This window comes from Flavobacteriales bacterium (assembly GCA_025210805.1).
In the GTDB taxonomy this organism is placed as follows: domain Bacteria; phylum Bacteroidota; class Bacteroidia; order Flavobacteriales; family CAJXXR01; genus JAOAQX01.
Genome location: JAOAQX010000007.1, coordinates 163,432 through 188,642, shown reverse-complemented (window position 1 = coordinate 188,642; position 25,211 = coordinate 163,432). Strand labels below are relative to the sequence as shown.

Below are 25,211 nucleotides of genomic sequence, written 5' to 3'. Positions count from 1 at the left end.
AATAGGGATCACAACAGTATTGTTTGACACAAAGTTAAAATCCAAAAAATGAGAACAAGATATTACCTTCAGAATTCGAGAAAACAATTACTATTATTGTTCTTTCTATTTGCTTCACTTGGAGCACAAGCCCAAAAAGACCATCCATCAGATATTGAAAAAGGAGCAAAACTTAAAAATAGAGTGAGCCTACCCTTCATTATTGTACCACAGTTTTTTTCAAAATCATGGGAAGACAGAACAAATACCCAGCATATAGAGCTGCACTATAAGCGAGAAATTAGCAAAAAAGCTACTTTGGGAGTTAAGTTTGCAACTTGGCAATTATTTCAGCCTATGGGAATCACATGGTGGGATGGACTTTTAGACAAGATAGAAACAAAAAGTGAGTTTTACCCCGGTCATCTAAGAGAAAGAGGACTAGGAATAACTTATCAACGTACTATTTGGAAAGATTTATTTGTAACCGTTGAGGTACTACCTTTGTTTAAGACCTATTTAGACATGGATAGAAAGAAAATAGGAAACGGATTTAAACTTTATAATTCCTTCCATCTTGGATATCACTTTAGTTTCGGAAAAAACAAACAGTTCTTTATTGAGCCACAAGTGCATTCTCAGTTTTGGGTATTTGATACCAAAACCCCAGAAAGCTTTAAAGTTTTAGATGATAAATGGAGGAACTATTTCTTATTTGAGCCTAATATCTACATAGGGGTTAAGATTTAGATTAGAATGAGCATTTACAAACCACTTCCTGTTTCTTTGGGAAGTGGTTTTTGATGGAATGTAGTGGGTTCTCGATACAATTTCTTTTCCGTTTCTCTCCAAAGAAATCACTCGAACTGACAGAGATGTAAAATTGTATCGAGTATGTCAGTTCGAGTGATTTTTGATGAAATGCAGTGGGTTCTCGATAAAAATTTTCTTACGTTTCTCTCCAGAAAATTCACTCGAACTGACAGGAAAAAAATTATATTGAGTATGTCAGTTCGAGTGATTTTTGATGAAATGCAATGGAGTCAAAAATTTTATCGAGAACAAATCCTTTCCAGCAAAAAAAGGAATATCCAAAAAGCCTTCGTAATTTTACCCCACCAAACCAACCTAAATGAAAACCAAAACATTAAAGAAGAACAAAATCAATGTGGTAACACTTGGTTGTGCCAAAAACCTTTTTGATTCTGAGGTGATGATGAGCCAGTTAAAAGCAAATAACTACGAAGTAGAGCATGAATCTCAGGCTGAAGACTCGTCCATTGTAATTGTAAACACTTGTGGTTTTATAGAAAGTGCCAAGGAAGAATCTGTAAATACTATCCTACAATTTGTGGAAGCAAAGGAAGCAGGATTAATAGAGAGACTCTATGTTACAGGTTGTCTTTCTGAGCGGTATAAAGATGATTTGGAAAAAGAAATACCAGATGTAGATAAGTATTTCGGAACAAAAGACCTACCCAAACTCTTAAAAACACTGAGAGCAGATTATAAAAAAGAATTGATTGGAGAACGCTTATTAACCACTCCAGCACACTACGCCTATCTAAAAATAGCCGAAGGATGTGATAGACCTTGTTCCTTTTGTGCCATTCCTTTGATGCGTGGAAAACACCAATCTACCCCAATAGAAGAACTCTTAGATCAAGTAAGAAATTTAGTAAAAAACGGAACTAAAGAAGTCTTACTTATCGCCCAAGATCTTACATTTTATGGTTTGGATCTATACAAAGAACGAAAATTGGCAGATCTTTTAGATCAAATGGCTAAAATTGAAGGATTAGACTGGATTAGGTTACATTATGCTTATCCCGCAGGCTTCCCTATGGAAGTTATAGAGGTGATGAAAAAGCATAAAAATATATGTAATTACCTCGATATGCCTCTTCAACATGGCTCTACAAGTGTTTTAAAAGCTATGAGACGAGGAATTACTAGAGAAAAAACCACGAAACTTATTCATGACATTCGTGCAATAATACCAGATATAGCCATCCGTACCACACTTATTGTAGGATATCCAGGGGAAACCGAAGAAGATTTCCAAGAAATGATGGATTGGGTAGAAGAAATGCAATTTGAAAGATTGGGAGCATTTACTTATTCTCATGAAGAAAACACCCATGCTTTTAACTTTGAAGATGATGTTCCACAAGAAATAAAACAAAAACGAGCAAATGCCGTTATGGAACTGCAAGCTGGGATTTCTCATTCAAATAATATCAAAAAAGTAGGCAAAGTTTTTGAAGTATTGTTTGATCGTGTAGAAGATGGTTTCTTTATCGGAAGAACAGAATATGACTCACCAGAGGTGGATAATGAAGTTTTGGTTCCAGTAAGTGAAGAAAACCATATCCGAATTGGTGATTTTGCTCGTGTAGAAATCACCTCGGCAGAACCTTATGATTTATATGGAAAAATTGTTGATTAAATATCTGTTTTTATATTCTTTATTGTTCATTCCTTTTGGAATAAAGGCTCAAATTCCCGAATTTTTGGAAGGAATAAAAGCTGAGAATAAAGTCTATGATGAAGCTATAAAAACCGCTAGAATTACCGCAGAATATTCTGGACTACAAGCCCAGACGATAAAGAGTATTACCACCATTGCAGATCCAAATTTGAATTTGCTTCCTGTGGTTTCTTTAGGTTCAAAAAACAGAATTCGCTTAACTTTTGATGAGTTTGGCGAAGATCAACAATACCATTACCAAATCCTACATTGTACATATGATTGGAAATTGAGTGAAATAGATCCATTAGATTATATAGAAGGTTTTAGTCAAGCTGAAATAAGAGACTACGATTTCTCTCAAGGAGTTGCCCAAAACTATGTGCGGTATGAGCTCTTTTTTCCCAATGAAATGATGAAACCCAAAGTTTCTGGAAATTATCTGCTTGTAGTATTTGAAGAAGATGAAGAAAGAGTGCTTTTGACCAAGCGGTTTGCTGTGCAAGATGAACTGAGTATTGGAGCAAATGCGCAGGCAAATATTGCAAGAAGTCCTCAGTATAGAACCACCCACCACGAAGTAGTAGCAGAGATTTCTACAGAAGATATCCCACACTATATAATGCCCGAAGAAATACGAGTAGTGATTCAACAAAATGGACGATGGGATAATGCTATTTTTAATCCAAGAATAGGGCATATACGCAATGAAAGCTTGATTTTTGATGCATTAAACACCAATATTTTTGAAGCAGGAGCAGAATATAGAACTTTTGAAATGACTTCTCTCCTATCTTTTGGATTAGGGGTGGAGTCTATACGTAGAACTGGTACAGAAGACCAAGCACAGGTAAAAGTCAGACTTGGAGAGAACAATAACAAAGGTTATTTTAGAAATGCCGTAGATATTAATGGTGGTTATCTCATAAACCGTTTTAATAGTACGAACTCTGAACTGGAAGCAGAATATGCAAATGTCCATTTTACCTATGAATCTAAATATGGTAAACTAGAAGGAGATCTCTATGTTTTAGGAGCTTTAAATGATTGGAATTTAGACGAAAAATCGAAAATGATTTATCATCCCGACGAAAATGCCTATCGCTTGAAAATGCAATTAAAACAAGGGTATTATAACTATGCTTATATCTTTGTACCGCATATTGCCAATGCAAAAGCAACTTTTGACCTCGTGGAAGGGAATTTCTCTGAGGCAAGTAACCAGTATAGAATCTATTTTTATCATCGATCAAATAGTCAAGTACTCTCTTACGATCGTTTATTAAAAGTTCTGACTGTAAGAGCAAATTAGAATTGTATTGAGCATGTCAGTTCAAGTAGTTTTTGATGAAGTGCAGAGAGTTCTCGATACAATTTCTTTTCCGTTTCTCTCCAAAGAAATCACTCGAACTGACAGGAATATTAAATTGTATTGACTATGTCAGTTTGAGAGGTTTTTGATGAAATGCAGAGAGTTCTCGATACAATTTCTTTTCCGTTTCTCTCCAAAGAAATCACTCGAACTGACAGGAATATAAAATTGTATTGACTATATCGGTTCAAGTAGTTTTTGATGAAGTGCAGAGAGTTCTCGATACAATTTCTTTTCCGTTTCTCTCCAAAGAAATCACTCGAACTGACAGGAATATAAAATTGAATTGAGTATGTCGGTTCAAGTGGTTTTTTATGGAATGCAAAGAGTTCTCGATACAATTTCTTTTCCGTTTCTCTCCAAAGAAATCACTCGAACTGACAGGAATATAAAATTGTATTGAGTATGTCGGTTCAAGTGGTTTTTGATGGAATGCAGTGAGTTCTCGATACAATTTCTTTTCCGCTTCTCTCCAAAGAAATCACTCGAACTGACAGGAATATAAAACTGTATCGAGTATGTCAGTTCGAGTGGTTTTTGATGGAATGCAATGGAGTCAAAAATTGTATCGAGAACCCAATAAAACCTTAAAAATGAAAAGCTAAACCAACACCATTTCCAGTGATATGGAGTTTTAATTCACGCTGATTTTGAGGCGGAATATAAGCCGTTTGATTACTGTTGTAAAGATCAATGGCTTTTCGAGCCTTTCTATTTGCACCTCCTGCCAAAACTAAAGCTCCACCAATAAACCAAGCTCCAACTGCCGAAGCCTGCCAAGTAATTTGATGACCCTTAATAAGTTGTGCAATATTGATTCCAAAACAAGCACCACCCAGTCCAGATGAAAAAATTGCCGTAACAGCCTTGGTTCTAGATCTCCTGTAATTTTTTAATGCCTCAGGATAAACGGCTAATTTCTGTTTTATTTCTTTGTGAGACAGTTTTTGACCCGTTTCTGTATAAACTCCTCCATTTTTAATTTCTAGTTTTTGAGAGAATCCCATTTGAATAAATGTGAAAAAAGCACAGAAAATAATAATATTTTTCATAATAATTATTGATTGTAATGATATAGGTAAATATACAAAAAAATGAAAAAGGAAAGTGCTTTCTGTCTTGATTAGGAAGTGGTTATTTAAAATATCCTTAAAAGAACAAGCCCTTTTGGTACAAAAATTGTTTTAAATTACCTGAAACCATAATTTACCTTAATATGAAAAAATTTATCTCCCTACTGACATTTATTAGTTTTTTCAGCCTAAATGGATTCGCTATAGAAAAGGATTCTATTCCTTTTTCCAATGGTGAAACGATGCGTTTTAAGGTAAAATATGGTTTTATTAAAGCGGGTTATGGACAATTAGTAACCTACGAAAAAGAAAATAGCTACCATTTTAGAGCAAAGGGCTGGAGCACCAGTTTTTTTGATAATTTTTTTAAAGTAAGAGATTATTATGATTCTTATACTTCAAAGGATATCACCCCGCAAATATTTAAGCGGGATGTAAAAGAAGGAAGCTACGAAAGAGTGCAACAAACCACATTTGGAGGAGGAAAAGCAACTTCTAAAACAGATACTATTGACTGCCCAACGAATACCCAAGATTTAGTTTCGTTTTTCTACTATTTGCGAAAGCAAAACCTACAGAATTTAGAAATGGGAGCCAGTATAGAGGTTCCTATCTATTTAAATAACGAAGTTTTTGTAACCGAGTTTATTTATCGTGAGGACGAAGAAATGGATTCCATTCTTGGCGACGATACAAAATGCATGGTTTTCGATGTAAAAGTAGCCTCAGGACGTGTTTTTGGTGACGGAGAACCCCTAAAGGTTTGGATAACCAAAGACCATCAAAAAGTTCCTGTGAAACTCAAAACCGAATTAGCCGTGGGTTCTATCAAAATGGTTTTGGATACCTATAAATCAGGAGTTTAGAAATAACAAATATCTCATCATTTTTATTGGATAAATCATGTGGCGGGTGTTCTCGATACAACTTTTGATTCCATTGCATTTCATCAAAAACCACTCGAATTGACAAGAAATTGTATCGAGTATGTCAGTTCGAGTGATTTATTTGGAGAGAAACGGAAAAGAAATTGTATCGAGAACTCGGTAATATTCAATAATTTAAAAGTAATCATCATTTTTGTTAAAAAGAAAATTAAAAAACTAGACCGACAGGTTTTATTTGTGATTTAAGAAAAAAATAAACCAGTTTGATATTTTTTCTTATCATTGTTGAATAATTAATAATCAGCATGATAAGAAAAATTTTCTTTTACACATTTTTTTTAGGCATTCTTGTAGGGAGTGCTCAAACCACTGTAGGTCTTTCTTTTAGAGATGTCAATAGTTTTTCAGGTGAGTATTTATACAAAAATTCCAAAACAGGCATTAAAACGACAACTTCTAGTAGGAGTACTAATCTTGAATTAGGTGTGTTTGTTAATAAAATTCATAACAAAAAGCATTTAATACAAATAGAAATACAGGGGAATATAGGACATTGGAAGGAGAAGAGGTATATAGTTGCAGAAATTTTAAATTCCACAATAAATGGGGCTTCAAACTATACTCCTGCGGGATTTATAAGTGTTCAACTGTCTTATGGAAGAAGATATACTTTAGGAAAAGGTGTATCAATAGATTTTTTGGGAGGTTTACATAGTTATTTTGAGATGAATCGGGCAAGAAATTACACGACTTTAGTATCCCCTTTAGAAAATAGTGCAAATGAGTATTTGATACCTAAAGAAAGACGTGTAGGTTTCGTTCTTCAACCAAGGTTGATGAAAAAATGGGGAAAACTTCTACTCGGTCTGTCTTTCGATAATCTTCTTTATTATCAATGGCATGGTGAAAAACAGATGCAAATAAATACCTATCAGCTTGAGAAATTTCCAGATCAGTTTGAAACAAACTATATAGAAGTAAATACCCAAGAAATCAATTTAGATTTGTTGAATCCTGCTTTATTCTTTGCTTATGTTTTCTAAGAATAGATTATTAGCAGTATTAGCTTTTTCTTTTGTGTCTTTTGGCTGGGCTCAAAAGCGTGTGGAATTCTATTTTGATGGATATAAGTTTTCAGGAAATAAAGACTATAAGAATATCGTAGAAGAATCCAAAAATCCGCTCGAATTACATAAAGCACCAAATGCTTTTTCGTCTAAATGGGGAATAGAAACCAGATATTTTTACAGAGAAAAAAGCTTCATTCTTCTAGAGTATTTAAAACATCAGTATAGAAATGAATATGAAGTAATAGGTAATTATCCAGAGTTTTTGGTTCAGAAAATGAATGAAGGAGCATTCTTTGACGAAAACACTATTTCTCTTGGATTTGGAAAAGATGTGTTACCCAATAGATACTTAGATATTTCTGTTTCTGCCGCTTTATATTACCGTTGGTGGGGAAAACAAGGTGTGGCACATGAATCCTTGGAATACTTTAAATACAAAGAAAAATTTTACTATTATTTTGATAAACCAAATACATTTGCTTCTGGAATTAGAACAAAAATAAAGGTGACAAAAAGCTTTTATAAACTTCTGATTGCATTGAATTTCAATGTCAATTTGGAATATCAGAGATCATCAGGAAATATGTATTTTATAAGAACCTATTACCACCACGGTAATCATGCAAGCCATGGAATTTATTCGGGTAAGAATAACTATTTTGAGAGCACTATTTCTAGCTTTGGTATAAAATGGTTTATTCCATCTATTTCCCTTGGATATCGGTTGTGATAAAAAAAAGCATTTTATTCAGTGTAACAGAATATTATAGATATTTTTGGTAGTATAATAAAGAATTAAAATTCATGATTGAAATTTCGAAAAAATATAGTGGTAAATACTTATTTACCCTTCTATTTTTATTGAGTTATATTGCTCTAGCTCAAGAAAGCAAACCTTACTACACCAGTGCTTTATATCTTGCTGCCAAAGCAAAAACGCCCGCACAAATAACACACTCAGAGGGTTTCTATAAACCCAATATGTCTTGGGCACCAGAATTTGCTTTTGGTTATCATAGGGAAGTTTTTAAGTATAAAAAGTGGTCTCTGCATGCTAAGGTTTATATGGAGCTTTATAGCCCAATAGCCTACCGCTTTACATTAAAAGAAGAAGATATTGAGGATTATAGCTCTGTTACTTCAAAATATTTAAATGTTTTATGGTTTTATCCACTAAATGGAGAATATGAAATCCAATATCAATTACTGAAAAACAAAGCTGGAAATCATCTTTCTCTTTTGATAGGGCATAGAATGTTTAATCTGTTCCGCACCAAACAAAATTATTCTTCAAACCTAGGTACTATATATGATAAGGATATGAATCTAATTTATTCAGTTATATTCATTCCCGTAGAAGTAGAATCACCAAAAGAACAAATTCATCATTCTTTGATGATAGGTGGGGCTTATGATGTTTATACTAAATGGTCTAGGCTTCAGTTACAACTCAAATACAACCATGGAATAAATAAACTCTATAACGGAACTTATAAATATACCAATCTCAAGTATGATAAAGGTTCTAAAGGAAGGTTTGAAGACTATGGTCATGAAGTTACCCTTTCTCTAAGCATATTTCCTGCTTGGGGAAAAAGACGAAAAAAAATAGAACGCTACAAAAAATAATTTCTATTTTCTTTAGAAAAATTAGTTTTTTTTGACATTTCAGTTCCTTGCTAAGGTTTATTTTTGAAACCAATAACATAATCATTCAAATACAATGAAAAAAATATTATTAAGTAGCCTCATTCTTTTAGGTATTGGAATAACAAAAGCCCAAAATTATGAACCTTACAGAAAAGGAGGTTTGTTGCTCCATGGTAAATATTCTTTAGCCAATACTGTACAAGATGCCACAGGATACTATACCCCAAGCACCAGCGGAACACTCACTATGGGTATAGGGTATCATAGAGAAATAGTTTCTTATAAGAAATGGACGCTACATGGAGCTTTGATATACGAGAGTTGGGTGGAAAACAATAACAAAATCCAGATAGAAGGATCAGATTTAAAACTAGACAGCGACCGAGAACTTCATTTTAATTCTGAACAATCTACTTTGTGGAATCTTCAGTTTCAGTTAGCTTACGAATTGTACAACAAAAACCGATGGAGTGCAGATGTTTTTATTGGGTATCGCTGGTCTGACTTTTTTACAGATTATAAGAATACTTATCGAATCATACAATTTGAATTAAACAATCAAAACGAATTTGAAGCAGATCTTGCTATCGATAATCCAATTATAGAGTATAAGGTAAAGCATGAAGGAAACCACGGTTTTCACTTTCTGCAGATAGGAGGAGGCGTAAGTCTAAAAACCAAATGGGCAAAACTCCGATGGATGATGCAGTATAATTATAGACTGGGCAGTGATATAAAATATGATTATAAGATTCTCAATCTTGAAAACCCTTCTCATCATTCTTCAGGAAGCATTATAAGCAAAGGACATGAGCTGAGTCTTTCTCTTACTATTTTCCCTTCTTGGGGCGAAAAGAAAAGAGCGAAAGCAAGAATGAAAAGAGGTCATTATTAGTGAGCCTCTTTTCATCTTTTTAAATCTATAAAATCAATACCGATTATTTCTCAAAAGAAACTAAATAATAGTTCTTTTTTCCTTTTTGGACAATGAGGTAACGGTCTTGGATTAAATCTTCTTTAGAGACTTCAAAACTGTCGTTTATTTTTACTTTGTTTACCGAAATAGCATTTCCTTTTAGGCTTCTTCGGGCATCCCCTTTTGAGGAAGCAATTTGGGTATATGTTGCTAAAAGTTCGGTAATTTCTACTGGATTTTCTAGTTCCCCGTAGGCTACATCAAACTGTGGTACTCCTTCAAAAACATCTCTAATAGATTGTTCGTCCAAAGTTTTTAGCTGATCTTGGGTGTTTTTCCCGAACAAAATAGCCGCAGATTCTATAGCTTTTTCATAAGCTTCTTTACCATGAACACGGATAGTAATATTCTCTCCAATAGTTTTTTGGAGTAAGCGATTATGTGGGGCTTCATCGTGCTGAGCAATGAGTTTTTCTATTTCCTCCTGCCCTTTTAGGGTAAATATTTTGATATAACGCTTGGCATCATCATCATCGGCATTAAGCCAAAACTGGTAGAATTTATAAGGTGAAGTTCTTTTGGGGTCTAACCATACATTTCCACCTTCAGATTTTCCAAATTTTGTTCCATCAGACTTGGTAAGAAGTGGCGAAGTAATAGCAAAAGAAGGCGTACCACCCATTCTACGGATAAACTCTGTTCCTGTTACAATATTTCCCCATTGGTCAGATCCTCCTAGTTGAAAACGACAACCGTATTCTTTGTTGAGGTGAAAAAAATCATAACCTTGTATCAGTTGGTAAGAAAATTCTGTAAAAGAAAGCCCTGTTTCCACACGCTTTTTTACTGATTCTTTTGCCATCATATAATTGATTGTGAGGTGTTTTCCAACATCTCTTAGGAAATCCAAAATATTAAAGTCCTTAAACCAATCATAGTTATTGACCATCAAAGCAGGGTTTTCTACTCCTTCAAATTTTAGGAAAGATTCTAATTGATTTTTAATTCCTTCCACATTCTTCTGGATATCCGCTTCTGAGAGTAAATTTCGCTCTGCCGATTTACCACTTGGATCTCCAATCATTCCTGTAGCGCCCCCAACCAAAGCAATAGGTTGATGTCCTGCCTCTTGAAGATGCACCAATATCATGATCGGAACAAGAGATCCCACATGAAGAGAATCAGCAGTAGGATCAAAACCAATATAGGCTTTTTGTGCTTCTTTAAGCATTTCTTCCTCAGCTCCTGGAATCATATCGTGGATCAGTCCACGCCAGCGAAGTTCTTCTACAAAGTTTTTCATAAGTCAAATGATAAATAAAACCCAAAATTAATGGTTTGATGTCAATTTCTGATATCTTATATCGAATACTTGCTAAATTCCTCATTTATTTTACGTTTCGATCTTGATTCAATTTAGAGCAATCGTTTTATCTTTTCCCAATAGCTAATAGATCAGAGTAAACTCCTCGAGCGGTTACTTCGGCTCCTGCTCCTGCTCCTTGAACAATGATAGGGTTTTCTTCATAACTTTCGGTATAGATTTCAATCAAAACATTAGATTGTTCTAATTTTCCAAGAGGAGATTGCTTCTTCACTTTTTCAAGTTTTACTTCGTATTTTCCGATTTCTACATCTATTTCTCCAATAAAACGAAGCACTTCGTCTTCAGCTACCTCCTTTTGAACTTTCTCATAGTATTCATCTAGAGCTTTATATTTTGCTTTGAAATCTTCTTGGTTTTCGATATTTCTTAGGTTTTCGGGTATCAGATTTTGTGTTTTGATATCCGAAGCTTCTATTTGGAGTCCAATTTCTCTTGCCAAAATCAATAATTTCCTTTCCACATCTTTCCCACCAAGGTCATCCCTAGGATCGGGTTCTGTAAATCCCTTTTCACCTGCTTTTTCTACGATATCGGAGAATTTGGTTTCAGTACTGAATTCATTAAAAATATAAGATAAAGATCCGCTAAAAACTCCTCGAATTTTGCGAATATTATCGGAAGAATGATAGAGACTTTTTAGGGTTCCAATAATGGGTAACCCAGCGCCTACATTGGTTTCATAATAGTAGTTTTTCTCTTTTTTTCTAATAACTCGATGCAATGCTTTATAATAAGCTAAAGAACGAGTATTTGCTTGTTTGTTAGATGAAACAATATCGAAACCTGATTGAATAAATGAGGGATAATAATTAGTTAGTTCAAGTGAAGCGGTATTGTCTACCACTACCAAATTGATTATTCCAGAGTGATTTACTATTTCATGGATTATATCAGGATAAAATACCTTTTCCGACATCGTTAAATCTTTTCTCCAACTGCTTGAGACACCTTCAGGGTTAAAGATATATTTTTTGGAATCGGCAACACCAATAATCTTAATATCTAGATTTCTTTCTTGGGCAATTTTTTCAGAAGTCTGTAATACTTGATTCACGAAAGAGCCTCCAACATTCCCTTTTCCGATAGCAAAAACATGTAATCTTTTTCTTGCTCCAAAAACAATTTGATGCACTACCGCAACGGCTTTTTTAATAGATTTTGAGTCAATTACCAATGAGATGTGCTCCCCTTGAATACTATTGTTGATTAGGTGAATCCAAATTTGATTTCTTCTCAAAACACCAATGGCTTTTTCTAGAGCATAATTGTGCCTTCCAATGATGGATAGTATGCTTACATTATTTTGAATTTTTATGGCAGATATACTCTCCATATTTAGCTCCTGCTCAAATTCCTTTTTTAAAATAGACAAGGCATTTTTTCCTTGTTTTTGGTCAATGATAAAACCGATTCCTCTTTCTGAACTTGCTTGTGAAATAAGACGGATAGAAATATTTGCTTGGCTCAACGCTGAAAAAATTCGAGCATCGATACCTATTTCCCCCAAAAGTCCATTTCCTTCAATAGAAACCAAACAAACATTCTCAATAATTGTTAAGGCCTTGCAGGCTCTTCCTCCACCTGATTTAGTAATCAAAGTACCAGGAGCTGAAGGATTCATGGTGTTCTTTATTCTCAATGGGATATGGCTATCCATAAGTGGGTGTAGGGTTTTAGAATGGAGTATATTGAGTCCAAAGTTTGCCATTTCATTCGCTTGCTTATAACTCAAATTTTCTATCAAAACTGCTTTGTCATAGTAGGCAGGATGCGTAGAGTATATACCATCTACATCGGTATAATTCACAATTTCTTTTGCTTGAATAAATGAAGCAATCAAAGAAGCTGTGTAATTGCTTCCATTTCTTTGTAAAATTGACGTTTTTCCTTGATTATCAGAAGCAATAAATCCAGTTATAATCGGTAAATCATCCGTCTCTAGGTTCTCAAATTCTTCAATTGTCTGAATTTTACTTTTGGCAAAATCTACCCTTTCATCATCCTTGTTTCCGAAAAGGTGAATACATTTTCTGGCATCTACAAAACGAGCACTAACGCCTTTTTGTTGCAAGATCTGACTAAGGGTTTTGGCACTTAGAATTTCACCAAAAGCTAATATATCTGCATAAAGTACTTCATTTTGAATACGAAGTTTTGAAATGGCTAATAATTTTTCTCGCAAATCATCAATAGTCGATTCCAGATTGATAGAATATCCAATATCATATTGGTATTTGATAAATTTTTCAAACTTATCGAAGTAGATTTTCCCATTGGATGCCAAAGTATATAATTCCTCTAGCATATCGGTAGATTTTCCTCTAGCCGACACGACTAAAGCCATTTTCTTGAGATCATAGGTATAGATAATGTCTAAGACCTTTTCCAAATTTTCATTGGAAAGAGAAGAACCTCCAAATTTTATTAGGGTCTTCCCTCCAAGGTGAGAATCTCTCTTTTGTTTTGCTCGGAAATCAACTATAGCTTGACTTATTTTTTTTCCTTCTGTTAAAAACCCATCATGACCATAATCTGATTCAATTTCTTTATACGTTCCTTGCGGAAGGTGTTTTGCCAAGAATTTTTGATGTTTGGGTGGATTGAGTTGATCTGAGCTAATCCCAATGATTAAAGTGGGAATATTTATTTCTGTCAAGGCTTGTTCGTCTGAGCCTCTATTTCTACCGATAGCATGTGTATCCAGGCATTTAGTTAAATAATAATATGAAATTGCAGGAAAAATTCTGACAAATTTATCTGCTTGATGATGAAGGTAAGAAATCGCTTTATAATTGCTTAATTTATCCGTTTGATCTGTTTGCAGGTGATCTATTTTCTGACTATTTCTATAATTCAATAAAGCCATTGATCTTGCAGCTTTTAAACCAGTAGAACCTCCATTCTTTTGTCCGAAAGTTTGATCAGATAACAGTGCGAGTCGCTGAGATTCATGTAAGGCAATTCCCCAAGCACTTTCTCTTGCACTAGAAGCCAAAAGAATCATTTCTTTAATACTTCCAGAAAAGGAATAAGCAAACTCTAATGCTTGATTTCCACCAAATGAACCTCCAATTAATGTTTGAATTTTTTGAATATTTAACTCTTTGGCTAAGGATAAAAATGCTCTGGAAATGTCTCGAACTGAAAAATTGGGAAATTCAAAATTCTCTGGAGCTGAACTTCCAAAAGGCGATCCCAGTGTGTTTGCACATATGATATAATACTCTTTCGGATTGAATATCTTGGAGTCTCCAAACAATTCTTTCCACCAGGAAAGTACATTGGTGTCACCAGATATGGCGTGGAATACCCATAGAACGTTGTCTTTGTCTTTATTAAGTTTACCAAAAGTTTGGTAAGCAATTTCTAGTTTGTCTATTTCTTTTCCAGATTCTAGTGTAAAAGTAGCGGGTAGTTGATATATTTTTTTGTCCATTGTTTGCTTTTTTTAGTTCTTAGAAAGCGCTTGCTTCAAATCATTAATAAGGTCGTCAATGCCTTCTATTCCAACGGATAGTCGAATATAGTTAGGGTTGATTCCTTGTTTCAATTGTTCTTCCTTGCTCAATTTAGCATGTGTTGTAGAAGAAGGATGCGTTGCGATGCTTTTTATATCACCCAAATTAGCCGTTAGTGAGAAGCAATTCAATGAGTTCAATACTTTTGTGGCATCTGATAAATCGCCATGAATAGTAAAACCTATAAGTCCCCCACCCATTTTCATTTGCTTCTTAGCTAAATCATACTGTTTAGAGTCGGGGTCAAAAGGATAGAAAATATCTTTTACCCTCGGGTGTTTCTTTAGAAAATAGAATATTTTTTCGGTATTATAGCAGTGTTCTTTTATTCTCAACTCCAAAGTATCTATACTGTGTGAAAGAATCCAAGCATTGAACGGAGATATACAGACTCCTGTTCTTCTTTGATAGTCAAAACATAATTGAATCCATTTCTTTTCTCCAAGAATGGCACCACCAAGTACCCTGCCTTGTCCATCAAGATATTTCGTTCCAGAATGAAGTACAATATCTGCTCCTAGTTTTATTGGATTTTGTAAAATAGGCGTGGCAAAAGTGTTATCCACCACTAAGAGAATTTCTCTTGGTTTTGATAACTGAGATAATTGTTCTAAATCAGCTAAGCTCAATGTGGGATTCGAAGGAGTCTCTACAAAGAAAAGTTTGGTATTTGGCTGAATGGCCTTTTCCCATTGGCTGTATTGATCAATATCTACCCAAGTACAATGGATTCCAAATTTGGATAAAATATGTTCTAAAACGTATTTATTATTTCCGAAAACAGCTTTTGAAGCTACAATATGGTCTCCTTGTTCTAAAAGTGCAAATACGATAGTTTGTAAGGCTGCCATTCCAGATGGAGTGGCTAACCCAGTCTCTGCTTCTTCTAGAATACACAGTTTGTCAATCCATTCGGTCATATTAGGATTAGAAAAACGGGAATAAATATATGCATCTTTTTCTCCGCCAAAAACCTGAGCTGACTCTTCTGCACTATTAAAAGTAAAGCTCGAATTAAGAAACAAAGGAGAGCGATGTTCTTGATAAGAAGTTTGTTTAAAAACACCTCTGATGAGTTGGGTTTTCTTTTGCATTATTTGTCGATATTGATGCTTGTTGAAATAGCAATTTGTGGATGAAGAGAATGGATCACCGAGCAGTATTTTTCTTTACTTAATTTCAAAGCTTTTTCAGCTACTGATTGATTAATAGTGCCTTTAATGTTAAATGCTATTTGAATTTCAGTAAAAGCTTTGGGAAGTTCTTCTTCACGAACTCCTTTTACGACTACTTCCCACTGTTCTATTTGAAGTCTTTTTTTGTATAGAATATTAAGAAAGTCGATAGAAAGACAAGAAGCTATTCCTCCCAAAAGTAGTTGCATAGGACGAAAGCCTTTATTTCCTTCTTCTAGAAAATCTGAAGCTTTGATATTCAGATGATTTTCTCTATCGGTAAGAAGAAAGCCAAATTTTGAGTTTTTTTTGTTGAGAATGATTTCCATTTTTTCTTGTTCTTTTAGGTTGTATTATCAAGAAAAAAATGGAGGAGGCTAGATGATATCTGTAAAAAAATAGAATCTAAACAACACATCTTTATCTTTCTCATCTCTGAGTAGGATTTAGCACCTTCTTAAACTCTTTATTGAATTTAATGGGTTGCTAAGGTCTCATCGGGCCGGTCCCTCCACCTTTCTTGATAAATCTGTTAAGCTTTAAAAGCTATAAACGTAGTTTACTAATGTGATGATGCAAAGCTATTAATCTCATTGAATCAATGCACCTTGATTTGGCTTCTTTTCAAATATTTGACAACATTATAACATAAATTAACAAATTTAGTTAACAAATGTTACCCCCCCACATAAACCACTTTTTTGTTCACAAATTCTAGCAAGGCTTCTTCCCCAAGTTCTCTGCCGTAACCACTCTTTTTTATCCCTCCGAAGGGTAAATAAGCATTGGACTGAACAATGGTGTTTATGGCGATAGAACCTGCCTCTATTTTTTCGCTAAAAGAAATGGCGGCGGCTTCATTTGAAGACCAAATAGCACAACCTAGCCCAAAACTAGAATCATTTACAAGCTCAATAGCTTCTTTTTTGTCTTCGTAGGTACAAAAGAGTAATACAGGACCGAAAAGCTCTTCATCAAATTGTTGGTTGATTTTTGCGTCAATTTTCACTAATGTGGGCGGAAAATAATTTCCTTCGGTTTTTCCTTGCTGAAAAACAATATCCGCACCTAAACCTACTAGTCTATTTAATTGGTTTAGTAAATTTTCTTGAAGGTCTTTTCTTGCCAAAACTCCCATAGAGCAGCTTTTTTCTAAAGGATTTTGATAAGATATTTTGGATAAAAGTTCTTTTAGATACTCCAAAACAAGGGTTTCTTGAGTTGTAGGAATCAAGAGTCTTTTGGTAGAAATACAGGTTTGACCTGCAGTAAGTAGTCTCGAAAAAACCGCTTTTTCTATAGCTTCTTTCCAGTTTTTTGTATTTGGAAGTAAAACAAAAGCATCATTTCCGCCTAGCTCTAATAAAGTTTTCTTGATATGTTTTCCTGCTAAAGATGCCACAGCCGAGCCTGCTTTTTCAGAACCTGTTAAAGAAACACCACCGATAATGGAATCCTGAATAATAAGTTCAATATCTTCTACCTCAGCAAAGCAAGCAGTATAAATTGTGTGGGGAATTTCAGAAAATAAAGACTCGATAAGACGGTTGCATTTACTCACATTGGGAGCGTGTTTTAAGAGAATGGTATTTCCTGCGAGTAAGGCGGGAATAGCAAATCGGAATACTTGCCACAAAGGGAAATTCCAAGGCATAATTCCCAAAATACAACCCAAAGCCTCATGGCGTACCCAAGCTTTTTTAAAGTTCTTTTGGGGGAGTTCTTTAGTCATTAATACCGTTTCTGCAATTTCAAAATAATAATCAAAAAGACCAATGCATTTTTGAATTTCGGCTTGAGATTCGGTAATGGTTTTACCCATTTCTAAGGTAATCCACTGGGCAATTTCCTCTTGATTTGCTTGAAGTTTAAATTGCACGCTTTTGAGAAATTCAATTCTTTGCTGAATAGCAATATTTTTCCAATTTTTAAAAGCGGCGGGCGCTTGTTTTAAAAATTGTTGAATCTGTTCTTTTTCCCAGCTTTTTTCTGTGTAAATAAGCGCTTGGTTAAAAGGATTGATACTGCTAAAAGTATTCATAATAAAGAAAATTGAAATCTGATTTTGCAAGTTCAGAATTCCTTATTAAAATCAGAAATTTTGAAGAAATTCTTTCAAAAAATCCATAAAACACTTAAAAATATCACACTTCCGATAAGAAAAAGAAATAAAGTATATGGTAAAATATCTGATGCTTTCAGTTTACAAATTCCCAGTAGTGGCAATGCCCAAAAAGGTTGAAGCATATTAGTGATTTGGTCGCCATAAGCCAGTGCCATAATGGATTTTGCATAAGAAATATCTAAACTTTGTGCGGCTTGAATAATGATAGGCCCTTGTACGCCCCATTGGCCACCACCCGATGGCACAAAGATATTGACTAAACCGGCACTTATAAATGTGAAAATAGGAAAGGATTCGGTGCTAGAGATACTCACAAAAAAATCGGACATTAAATGAACTAAGCCCGAGTCTTTCATCATACCCATGATCCCGAAATAGAGTGGAAACTGAATAAGAATTCCCGTTCCTCCTTGAATAGCTGTTTGAGTGGTACGGATAAACTGATTAATGCTTTTATGCGAGAAAATAGCCAAACCAAACAAAAGTAGATTAATAGAATCGGGATGAATACTTGCCAAAAATTCTTCATTTTGCCAAAAACTATGATAGATCCAAGGGAGAATAAAGAGGAATCCTATGATTTTTGGAATCCAATAAAAATGATCCAATTTTTCGGCACCGTAGTGTTTTTGGCTTGATTCTATATCCGAAATATCCGCCCTAAGCTGAGGGATTTTTTTTGGGATTTTTTTGTGAAGTAGATAAACCGAAAGTGGAATTATAAGCAGTAGTAAAGCCATGGTGAGCAAATTCATTCCCGAAAAAATGGTTTGACCATAAGAAACTGTTTGTGGCAATTCCTGTAATTGGTCAGAACTCAAAATTCCAGTCATCAAACTTGATAGATGGCCGTTTTCTGCGGCTTTTGCAGGTGCAGATCCCGAGATTCCTCCGTGCCAAACCATCAAACTTACATAAGCCGTAGCGACCAATAAAGGGTAGTGTAGGGCAATTTTCTTTTGAGAGGCATATTCTCCCATTTTTCTCGCCAAAATAGCTGAAACAATAAGTCCTAATCCCCAATTAAATAAGCCTACTAAAATGGAAACAATAGCCATCCACACAATAGCTTGACCTCCTGTTTTTATCATGTTAAGTCCTTTGTCTATAAATTTAGAAACAGGAGGACTTAAAGCAATTACATGCCCAAGGACGAGCATGAGCATCATTTGTACCAAAAAACGCATAAAACCAGCTTGAAATAAACCATTCTTCCATGCTTTTACCACGAATATTGTAGCGGACTCATCGCTTGGAGTATTCCCAAAAAACACCGCCAATACAAACACCAAGAAAGTTAATATGACAGCGATAGAAAAGGGAGACGGTAAGAAGGTTCTAAAAGCTTTTTCTATTTTTTGGCTAAAAGGCATTATTGTTTAGGTTTAAAATATTTTTTGATACTTGCCTTGAGGTAATTAGGGTGGAAAACTCCATGCTTTTTTGCCTTCTTGCCATAGTATTTTGCCAAATCTTGATACGCCTTTAAACCACTCAAAAATAAATAAGCTTGACGATAAAAATCTCCAATAATTTCGGAATAAATAGGTAAGTCTTTGTATTTGTTGAGTACCTGTTCCTTTTGTGAAAAGCTATTATGATAATTTCCATGTGCATTCCCAGAATGAATTCTATAATAAGCAAAGAGTTCTTTTTGATAACCCAAAGGATAATGCTGAGCCATACGCAACCACATATCAAAATCTTCTACACGGAGACTTTCATCATAAGCACCTACATGATCTAGTGCCGTTTTTCTAATCATCACTGTGGGAGCTAATATATAGAGTTGAGAACGAAGTAGTTTTTCAAAAACCTTCCCAGATTCAAAATGCTGCTCCACCAATTTTCCTTCATTGCCTTTTTCGTCTATTTCTTTCATATACCCACAGGTGATGGCATAATCAGGGTTTTGTTCTAAGAAATGAACTTGTTTACTTATGCGTTTTGGAGTCAAGATATCATCAGGGGCAATTATGACAATATATTTCCCATGGGCTTTGGTTCTTAAATAGTTTAAGGCATTTGGAAAACCACCATTTTCTCTACATTCTGCAAAAAATCCATGCTTTTGAGAAAGTTCTATCAGTTTTTTTGGAGAATCATCAGTAGAGCCATCATCTAGCATGATGAGTTCTATATTGGGGTAGTCTTGACTGTAAACGCTTGTTATAAAATCTTCTAAAAAGGGCTTGTGATTGTATGACGAAGCTAAAATACTTACCAGTGGTTGTTCCATGAGTGTTAAATCTATGATTGGTATTACGGTGAGGTAAAAATAAAAAAAAACGACTCGATTGAGTCGTTTTTCTTCCTTTTTTAGTGTTGATTTTTTTGAAATGTTCTAAAAACACTTCAAAATATCAGCGTGATACAAATAATCTAAACAAATGATTCTTTTAGTAGTGGGCCATAAATATGACCAAATTTTTCATAACACCAAATTTGTAATTTTTTGGTATCTGACTCATTGAGCCAATTGAGAAATTTTCGCAATTCCTTTGCGAATAATTCTTTGTCAATACTGAGTTGAGACAGTACTGCTTTACTTAATTCTAACATATCAATTAACATTTTGATGCAATAAAAATACGATTTATTATTTCAAATATTGTTTCTAAAATGTTAAAATTTATAAAAATAGCATTCTCGTTGGGTTTATTTTGTATTTATATGTTGTTGTTTTATGGGTGTGATGAGTAAAATAAAAAAGCCTAACCAATTATAAAACGGTTAGGCATTTTGCTTTAATACTTATGCTATAATCAAAACTCGCAATTGATTATATGATGGTGTTAAAGCTTGATTTGTAGAGAATTTAAAAGTAACGCACATTCTTTTAATACCGATAACATGTTAAGTCCTCACTTGTTCTCTCCATTTACAATTAAGTTGAAACAACGTATCGGTATAATACCAATCAGTAATTTATACTTGAAACGGTATTAATTCATACAGGGCAAATATAAGCGAGCTTAATTGTGTAGAGTAGGATTATATTTTGAAATGCGTGTTTTGTTGTGTTTTTTGAGCTTTATAAGACTTTGTGGATGTTTAGTGATAATACTGTCTTGCATTTTTTTTGATTAGGTGGGGGTGTAGAATCTCCTTTAGAAGTATCATGTTCTTCATATATTAATTTATCGCCTATGAAAAATACACAGTAGTTCGCTCCTGTCAAGTTGTATTGGGTAGTCAATAAGTAAATCAAAGAACACGCAAAACATCTAATGAGAAGCTATTGAGTGTTTTGCTGTTCTTGTAGAAATGGTTAATTTGGTATAATAATCAGTGTTTCGTGCTTTTTTTAGATTAGTGTAAAATAGGCGAATGCAAGAAATTATATAAAATATCACCATGAAAATTCTGATTCTTTTATTTTTAATACTTTCCAGTTTTAGTAAAGCGTTAGCTCAAGATTACTTGGATACAAATGTTCTAGTTTTTAATGCAAAAATTAAACTACTTGAATTCGTTTCAGGTGGCGAAGTTTTTAATGAAGATTATTTTTTTTCATATCTAAAAACATTCAATCCAGAACTAAATTTAGATATTAATAATGGGGGATTTGAATACTCAAATCTGGTGTTTTTTAGCTTAAATACAAAACACATAACTGCTCCAACTGGAAAAACTACAGATAGCGGTAATATTCGTCACTCTTTTTTTCTGCTTTTTGAAAAAAAAGTATACTTTGCTTTTGAACGTAAAACTCAGGAGCTTTTCATTTTGGATCAGAACTATTTAAGAGATTTTTATTTGTTAAATCAAATAAAACCTACTTTGTGTGATAAAGAATCAAAAATAGAAGGTTTAGATTTAAAATGTATGTGTAAAGCCATTAGAAAGATAAAACTCCCCTATCGCAAACAAAACACACATGGTAAATCACTTCCTGTAAACTATACTTGGTAGTCAATATGCCGAGCTTTACGAAAAACTCTGGAAAACCAAGAAGGATTGAACAGAGCGGTTGAAAAACAAATCCAAGAGGAGTAAGATGTGACAGGTATCTTAACTCCATCAATGTCAAATAAACTATCTTTGTTCTATAATTAGAGACAAAAAAAAGATGAGACTAGTAGATATCCGCCCTAGGAGACTGAGAGCTAATAAAGCCATAAGAAGTATGGTTCAAGAAAATCACTTGAGAGTTACAGACTTCATTATGCCTGTTTTTGTAGTTGAAGGAACAGGAATTCAAGAAGAAATATCATCTATGCCAGGATATTTTCGTTATTCGTTGGATTTACTATTGCCACATATAGAAGAAGCCTTTGGTTATGGAATCCGTTCTGTTTTGGTTTTTGTAAAAGTATCCGATGCATTGAAAGACAACGAGGGGAAGGAAGCGCTAAATCCGGAAGGATTGATGCCTAGAACTATTTCTGCAATAAAAAAGGCTTGTCCAGAGATGTTCGTTATGTCTGATGTGGCATTAGATCCTTATTCTAGTTTTGGTCATGATGGAATTGTATCTGAAGGAGAAATTTTGAATGAAGAAACGGTAGAAGTTTTGGCAGAAATGTCTGTAGTTCATGCCGAAGCAGGAGTAGATATGGTGGCTCCATCAGATATGATGGATGGAAGAATAGAGGAAATTCGAGATGCTTTGGATGATGCCGAGTTTGACAATGTAGGAATTATGTCCTATACGGTAAAGTATGCCTCTTGTTTTTATGGTCCTTTTAGAGATGCTTTAGATTCTGCTCCAGGTTTTGGAGATAAAAAAACTTACCAAATGAACCCTGCTAATGCAGAAGTAGGGTTAAGAGAATTGAAACTAGACCTAGAAGAAGGAGCTGATATTGTGATGGTAAAGCCAGGTATGCCTTATTTAGATATGGTGTATAGAATAAAAGAACAATCCAATGTTCCTGTTTCTGTGTATCAAGTTTCAGGTGAATACTCTATGATAAAAGCAGCTTCAGAAAAAGGATGGTTGAATTATGAAGATACTGTTTTAGAAAGCTTAATAGCCTTTAAAAGAGCTGGAGCTGATTTAATTGCTACTTATTTTGCTTTTGAAATGGCTAAGAAAATGAGTGAGAAATAGACGTATTTCCTGATCAGTATAAAATACGAATAGACACAAAAAAAATCACCTCCTCAGGAGGTGATTTTCATGTAAAGATTAAAAAATAATCAGTACATACCCACAAAATTTTAATGTGTTATGAAAGCTCAGGAATTCTAAGAACTTGACCTGGGTAAATCAAATCTGGTGATTTTAACATAGGTTTGTTAGCTTCAAAAATTGCAGGATATTTCATAGCATTTCCATAATATGTTTTTGCAATTTTAGAGAGCGTATCTCCTCTTTCCACAGTGTGAAATTGAGCTTCAGGTTCTTGTATCTCTACTTCCATTTGGTCATCCACGGTAGCAATTCCTTCATTGTTTCCAGCCACAAGAATCACTTTTTCTTTTGTTTCTTGGTTTTTTGCCATTCCCGTTAGTGTTACTACGTCACCATCAATACAAGCATCAAATGCTTCTACTTCTAGTCCAAGAGCAACAACTGTTTCTTTTAGTTTATTTGCAGCGTCTTCGTTACAAGTATCTACAACCTCTACTGCTTTTTCTTCTTTTTTGTTTGATCCAAAAAGCTTGGCTCCAGCTTCCTTAATAAATGAAAATAATCCCATTGTTATGATTTGTTTTTGTTAATAATTTGATGTTAAAATTAGTTCAAATACGATTAGTTATCCGTTCAATTTCGTTGATTAAACAGAAATTTTAGATAAAAATACAAGATTATAACAAAAGATGCAAATAATTAGATTTTATCTTTCTACTTTGTTTTGTTTAAAGTGAATAAAAAACTAGTTCCTTTATCCACCTCGCTTTCTACTTTTATGCTTTGTTGGTGGGCATCTATTATATGTTTTACAATGGCTAAACCAAGTCCAGAACCTCCTCTAGTTCTTGTTCTAGCTTTATCTACTCTATAAAATCTTTCAAAAATTCTTTTAAGGTGTTCCTCGGGAATTCCGATTCCGTTATCCGATATTTTTATAAGAGCCTTATCGCCTTTTTCTGTGATATCAATAATAATTTCTCCGTCATCTTTTCCATATTTTATGGCGTTTACAACGAGATTTGTCAATACCTGTGCAATTCTTTCTTTGTCACAAGAAACCATTATTTTTTGTGGATAAGCATTCTTAAAATGGATTTTAATATTCTTTTTCTCTGCTTTTTGTTCTAATATTTCCACCACATCTTTTGCGATAGTGATAACATTATAACTTCCCATAGACATCTCGAGCTCTCCCGCTTCAAGGTTGGTTATTTGTTCAAGATCTCTAATGATATGGATCATTCGTTCCACACTTTTGTTGGCACGTTTTAGGTATTTTTGAGATAATTTTGGATCATCGTCAAGTGCACCATCTAGGATCGTTAGAATAAATCCTTGAATATTAAAAATAGGTGTTTTTAGTTCATGAGAAATATTTCCGATAAATTCTCTTCTATAATTTTCTCTTTCTTTAAGTTTATTAATCTCTATTTCTTGCTTTTTGTTGTATTCATCCACTTCAACTTCAATTGCATTGATTGATTTTGTGGCAATATTAGATTCATTTGCTTTTATTTTTCTATAAATCTGCTTGATTCTATTATAAATAGATCGATTGATTCCATAGATAAATAACAAATAATGGATAATGGTAATATAAAAAATACCACCCACTACTACCCAAGGATACCTAGAGATAACAGGGAAGGCAAAAATTAATAAAAATAGAAGACTAGCTGCAGCAATAGTTAAGCTACTGGTTATGGCTAGTCTTTGTGTGGTATCGCTACTCAATAGTTTTATGTTTAGATATCAAATTTATAACCAATTCCTTTAATAGTTTTGATGTATCCATCACCAATTTTTTCTCTTAGTTTTCTGATATGAACATCAATGGTTCTTCCTCCCACAACCACGTCATGTCCCCAGATATTTGAGAAAATTTCTTCTCTATTAAATACTTTTCCTGGTTTTGAAGCCATTAACAAAAGTAACTCAAATTCTTTTCTTGGTAATTCAATTTGTTTACTTCCTTTAAAAACAAGATATTGTTCTCTATCTATTTTGAGATCTTTGATATCAATAATAAGGCTATTATCTTCTTGTTGGATACTTCCTTTTCTCCTAAGTAGTGCTTTTATTCTTGATATAAGTACTTTAGGTTTAATGGGTTTTGTGATATAGTCATCTGCGCCCGCATCAAAACCAGCAATTTGTGAATAATCTTCACCACGTGCCGTCAAAAAAGCAATGATAATATTGTCATTTTTGGAGCTCGATCTTAGAGTTTCACAAGTCTCTACCCCGTCCATTCCTGGCATCATCACATCGAGGATGATTAAATGAGGCTTATCTTTTTTTACCATATCAATGGCACCTTTTCCATTATTTGCAGTGGCAACCTGAAAGCCCTCTTTCTCTAGGTTGTAGCTAATGATTTCAATGATATCTGGATCATCATCTACTACAAGAATCTTGTATTTTGAATTACTCATGTGACTATTTTTTTGGCTAATTTATTATCCTTTTTATTACGCATTGGATACTTAACAAAAGTATAACATTT

Annotated in this window: 22 protein-coding genes and 1 riboswitch; of the genes, 10 read left to right on the top strand and 12 right to left on the bottom strand. The window is 34.0% G+C overall.

All coding sequences use genetic code 11. The annotated features are described in order from the left end of the window. The first annotated feature begins 48 nt into the window (after positions 1 to 48). From N4A45_04735 to N4A45_04725, 3 genes are all read left to right on the top strand, one after another. Positions 49 to 729: a hypothetical protein gene (locus N4A45_04735; GenBank protein MCT4664525.1), complete on the top strand. Its 681-nt coding sequence runs from the start codon at positions 49 to 51 to the stop codon at positions 727 to 729. A 382-nt stretch (positions 730 to 1,111) separates the two neighbouring features. Further along, positions 1,112 to 2,428 carry a 30S ribosomal protein S12 methylthiotransferase RimO gene (rimO, locus tag N4A45_04730; protein MCT4664524.1) on the top strand — a complete coding sequence of 439 codons (1,317 nt, stop codon included), beginning with the start codon at positions 1,112 to 1,114 and terminating at the stop codon, positions 2,426 to 2,428. After that, positions 2,409 to 3,761 (top strand): DUF5103 domain-containing protein, encoded by a 1,353-nt coding sequence (locus N4A45_04725; protein ID MCT4664523.1) that lies wholly within the window; start codon positions 2,409 to 2,411, stop codon positions 3,759 to 3,761. The genes rimO and N4A45_04725 overlap by 20 nt, the downstream gene beginning before the upstream one ends. A 647-nt stretch (positions 3,762 to 4,408) precedes the next feature. Here N4A45_04725 and N4A45_04720 read toward each other — a convergent pair. Further along, the gene (locus N4A45_04720; protein ID MCT4664522.1) at positions 4,409 to 4,873 is read right to left on the bottom strand and encodes a hypothetical protein; all 465 of its coding nucleotides are present in this window, start codon (positions 4,871 to 4,873) and stop codon (positions 4,409 to 4,411) included. Between the two features lie 164 nt (positions 4,874 to 5,037). Here N4A45_04720 and N4A45_04715 point away from each other — a divergent pair, with 164 nt between their 5' ends. The 5 genes from N4A45_04715 to N4A45_04695 all read left to right on the top strand — a co-directional run bounded on the left by N4A45_04715 (position 5,038) and on the right by N4A45_04695 (position 9,396). Continuing rightward, positions 5,038 to 5,760 carry a DUF3108 domain-containing protein gene (locus N4A45_04715; GenBank protein MCT4664521.1) on the top strand — a complete coding sequence of 241 codons (723 nt, stop codon included), beginning with the start codon at positions 5,038 to 5,040 and terminating at the stop codon, positions 5,758 to 5,760. Positions 5,761 to 6,086: 326 nt separating this feature from the next. Then, on the top strand, positions 6,087 to 6,824 hold the full coding sequence (locus tag N4A45_04710) for a hypothetical protein (GenBank protein MCT4664520.1): 738 nt from the start codon (positions 6,087 to 6,089) through the stop codon (positions 6,822 to 6,824). Continuing rightward, a complete protein-coding gene (locus N4A45_04705) occupies positions 6,814 to 7,581 on the top strand; it encodes a hypothetical protein (GenBank protein ID MCT4664519.1) in 768 nt (255 codons plus the stop codon). The genes N4A45_04710 and N4A45_04705 overlap by 11 nt, the downstream gene beginning before the upstream one ends. 74 nt (positions 7,582 to 7,655) lie before the next feature. Beyond that, a complete protein-coding gene (locus tag N4A45_04700; GenBank protein ID MCT4664518.1) occupies positions 7,656 to 8,480 on the top strand; it encodes a hypothetical protein in 825 nt (274 codons plus the stop codon). A 94-nt stretch (positions 8,481 to 8,574) separates the two neighbouring features. Further along, positions 8,575 to 9,396: a hypothetical protein gene (locus tag N4A45_04695; GenBank protein ID MCT4664517.1), complete on the top strand. Its 822-nt coding sequence runs from the start codon at positions 8,575 to 8,577 to the stop codon at positions 9,394 to 9,396. Between the two features lie 43 nt (positions 9,397 to 9,439). Here the strand turns inward: N4A45_04695 and tyrS are convergent, their stop codons facing one another. The 8 genes from tyrS to N4A45_04655 form a co-directional block, all read right to left on the bottom strand. Further along, on the bottom strand, positions 9,440 to 10,720 hold the full coding sequence (tyrS, locus tag N4A45_04690; protein ID MCT4664516.1) for a tyrosine--tRNA ligase: 1,281 nt from the start codon (positions 10,718 to 10,720) through the stop codon (positions 9,440 to 9,442). A gap of 127 nt (positions 10,721 to 10,847) precedes the next feature. Beyond that, positions 10,848 to 14,240, bottom strand: a complete 3,393-nt coding sequence (thrA, locus tag N4A45_04685; protein MCT4664515.1) for a bifunctional aspartate kinase/homoserine dehydrogenase I — start codon at positions 14,238 to 14,240, stop codon at positions 10,848 to 10,850. 12 nt (positions 14,241 to 14,252) lie between these two features. Then, the gene (locus tag N4A45_04680) at positions 14,253 to 15,416 is read right to left on the bottom strand and encodes an aminotransferase class I/II-fold pyridoxal phosphate-dependent enzyme (protein MCT4664514.1); all 1,164 of its coding nucleotides are present in this window, start codon (positions 15,414 to 15,416) and stop codon (positions 14,253 to 14,255) included. Next, positions 15,416 to 15,826, bottom strand: a complete 411-nt coding sequence (locus tag N4A45_04675; GenBank protein ID MCT4664513.1) for an OsmC family protein — start codon at positions 15,824 to 15,826, stop codon at positions 15,416 to 15,418. The genes N4A45_04680 and N4A45_04675 overlap by 1 nt, the downstream gene beginning before the upstream one ends. A gap of 88 nt (positions 15,827 to 15,914) precedes the next feature. Further along, a riboswitch (SAM riboswitch) is annotated at positions 15,915 to 16,027 on the bottom strand. A 146-nt stretch (positions 16,028 to 16,173) separates the two neighbouring features. After that, entirely contained in the window at positions 16,174 to 17,538 is a 1,365-nt protein-coding gene (locus N4A45_04670; GenBank protein MCT4664512.1) for an aldehyde dehydrogenase family protein, read from the bottom strand. Positions 17,539 to 17,612: 74 nt separating this feature from the next. Further along, on the bottom strand, positions 17,613 to 18,995 hold the full coding sequence (locus tag N4A45_04665; GenBank protein MCT4664511.1) for a TIGR00366 family protein: 1,383 nt from the start codon (positions 18,993 to 18,995) through the stop codon (positions 17,613 to 17,615). Continuing rightward, on the bottom strand, positions 18,995 to 19,861 hold the full coding sequence (locus N4A45_04660) for a glycosyltransferase family 2 protein (GenBank protein ID MCT4664510.1): 867 nt from the start codon (positions 19,859 to 19,861) through the stop codon (positions 18,995 to 18,997). Before N4A45_04660 ends, N4A45_04665 begins: the two co-directional genes overlap by 1 nt. Positions 19,862 to 20,004: 143 nt before the next feature. Further along, complete coding sequence (locus N4A45_04655; GenBank protein MCT4664509.1) at positions 20,005 to 20,184, bottom strand: hypothetical protein; 180 nt, start codon at positions 20,182 to 20,184, stop codon at positions 20,005 to 20,007. A 795-nt stretch (positions 20,185 to 20,979) separates the two neighbouring features. Between N4A45_04655 and N4A45_04650 the strand changes: the two genes are divergently transcribed. Together N4A45_04650 and hemB are read left to right on the top strand one after the other, a co-directional pair. Further along, a complete protein-coding gene (locus tag N4A45_04650) occupies positions 20,980 to 21,537 on the top strand; it encodes a hypothetical protein (protein MCT4664508.1) in 558 nt (185 codons plus the stop codon). A gap of 157 nt (positions 21,538 to 21,694) precedes the next feature. Next, positions 21,695 to 22,678, top strand: a complete 984-nt coding sequence (gene hemB, locus N4A45_04645; GenBank protein MCT4664507.1) for a porphobilinogen synthase — start codon at positions 21,695 to 21,697, stop codon at positions 22,676 to 22,678. A 118-nt stretch (positions 22,679 to 22,796) separates the two neighbouring features. Here the strand turns inward: hemB and lysM are convergent, their stop codons facing one another. From lysM to N4A45_04630, 3 genes are all read right to left on the bottom strand, one after another. Beyond that, a complete protein-coding gene (gene lysM, locus N4A45_04640; protein MCT4664506.1) occupies positions 22,797 to 23,270 on the bottom strand; it encodes a peptidoglycan-binding protein LysM in 474 nt (157 codons plus the stop codon). Between the two features lie 146 nt (positions 23,271 to 23,416). Continuing rightward, positions 23,417 to 24,439 carry an ATP-binding protein gene (locus N4A45_04635; GenBank protein ID MCT4664505.1) on the bottom strand — a complete coding sequence of 341 codons (1,023 nt, stop codon included), beginning with the start codon at positions 24,437 to 24,439 and terminating at the stop codon, positions 23,417 to 23,419. Positions 24,440 to 24,450: 11 nt separating this feature from the next. Then, on the bottom strand, positions 24,451 to 25,140 hold the full coding sequence (locus N4A45_04630) for a response regulator transcription factor (protein ID MCT4664504.1): 690 nt from the start codon (positions 25,138 to 25,140) through the stop codon (positions 24,451 to 24,453). Positions 25,141 to 25,211: the final 71 nt, after the last annotated feature.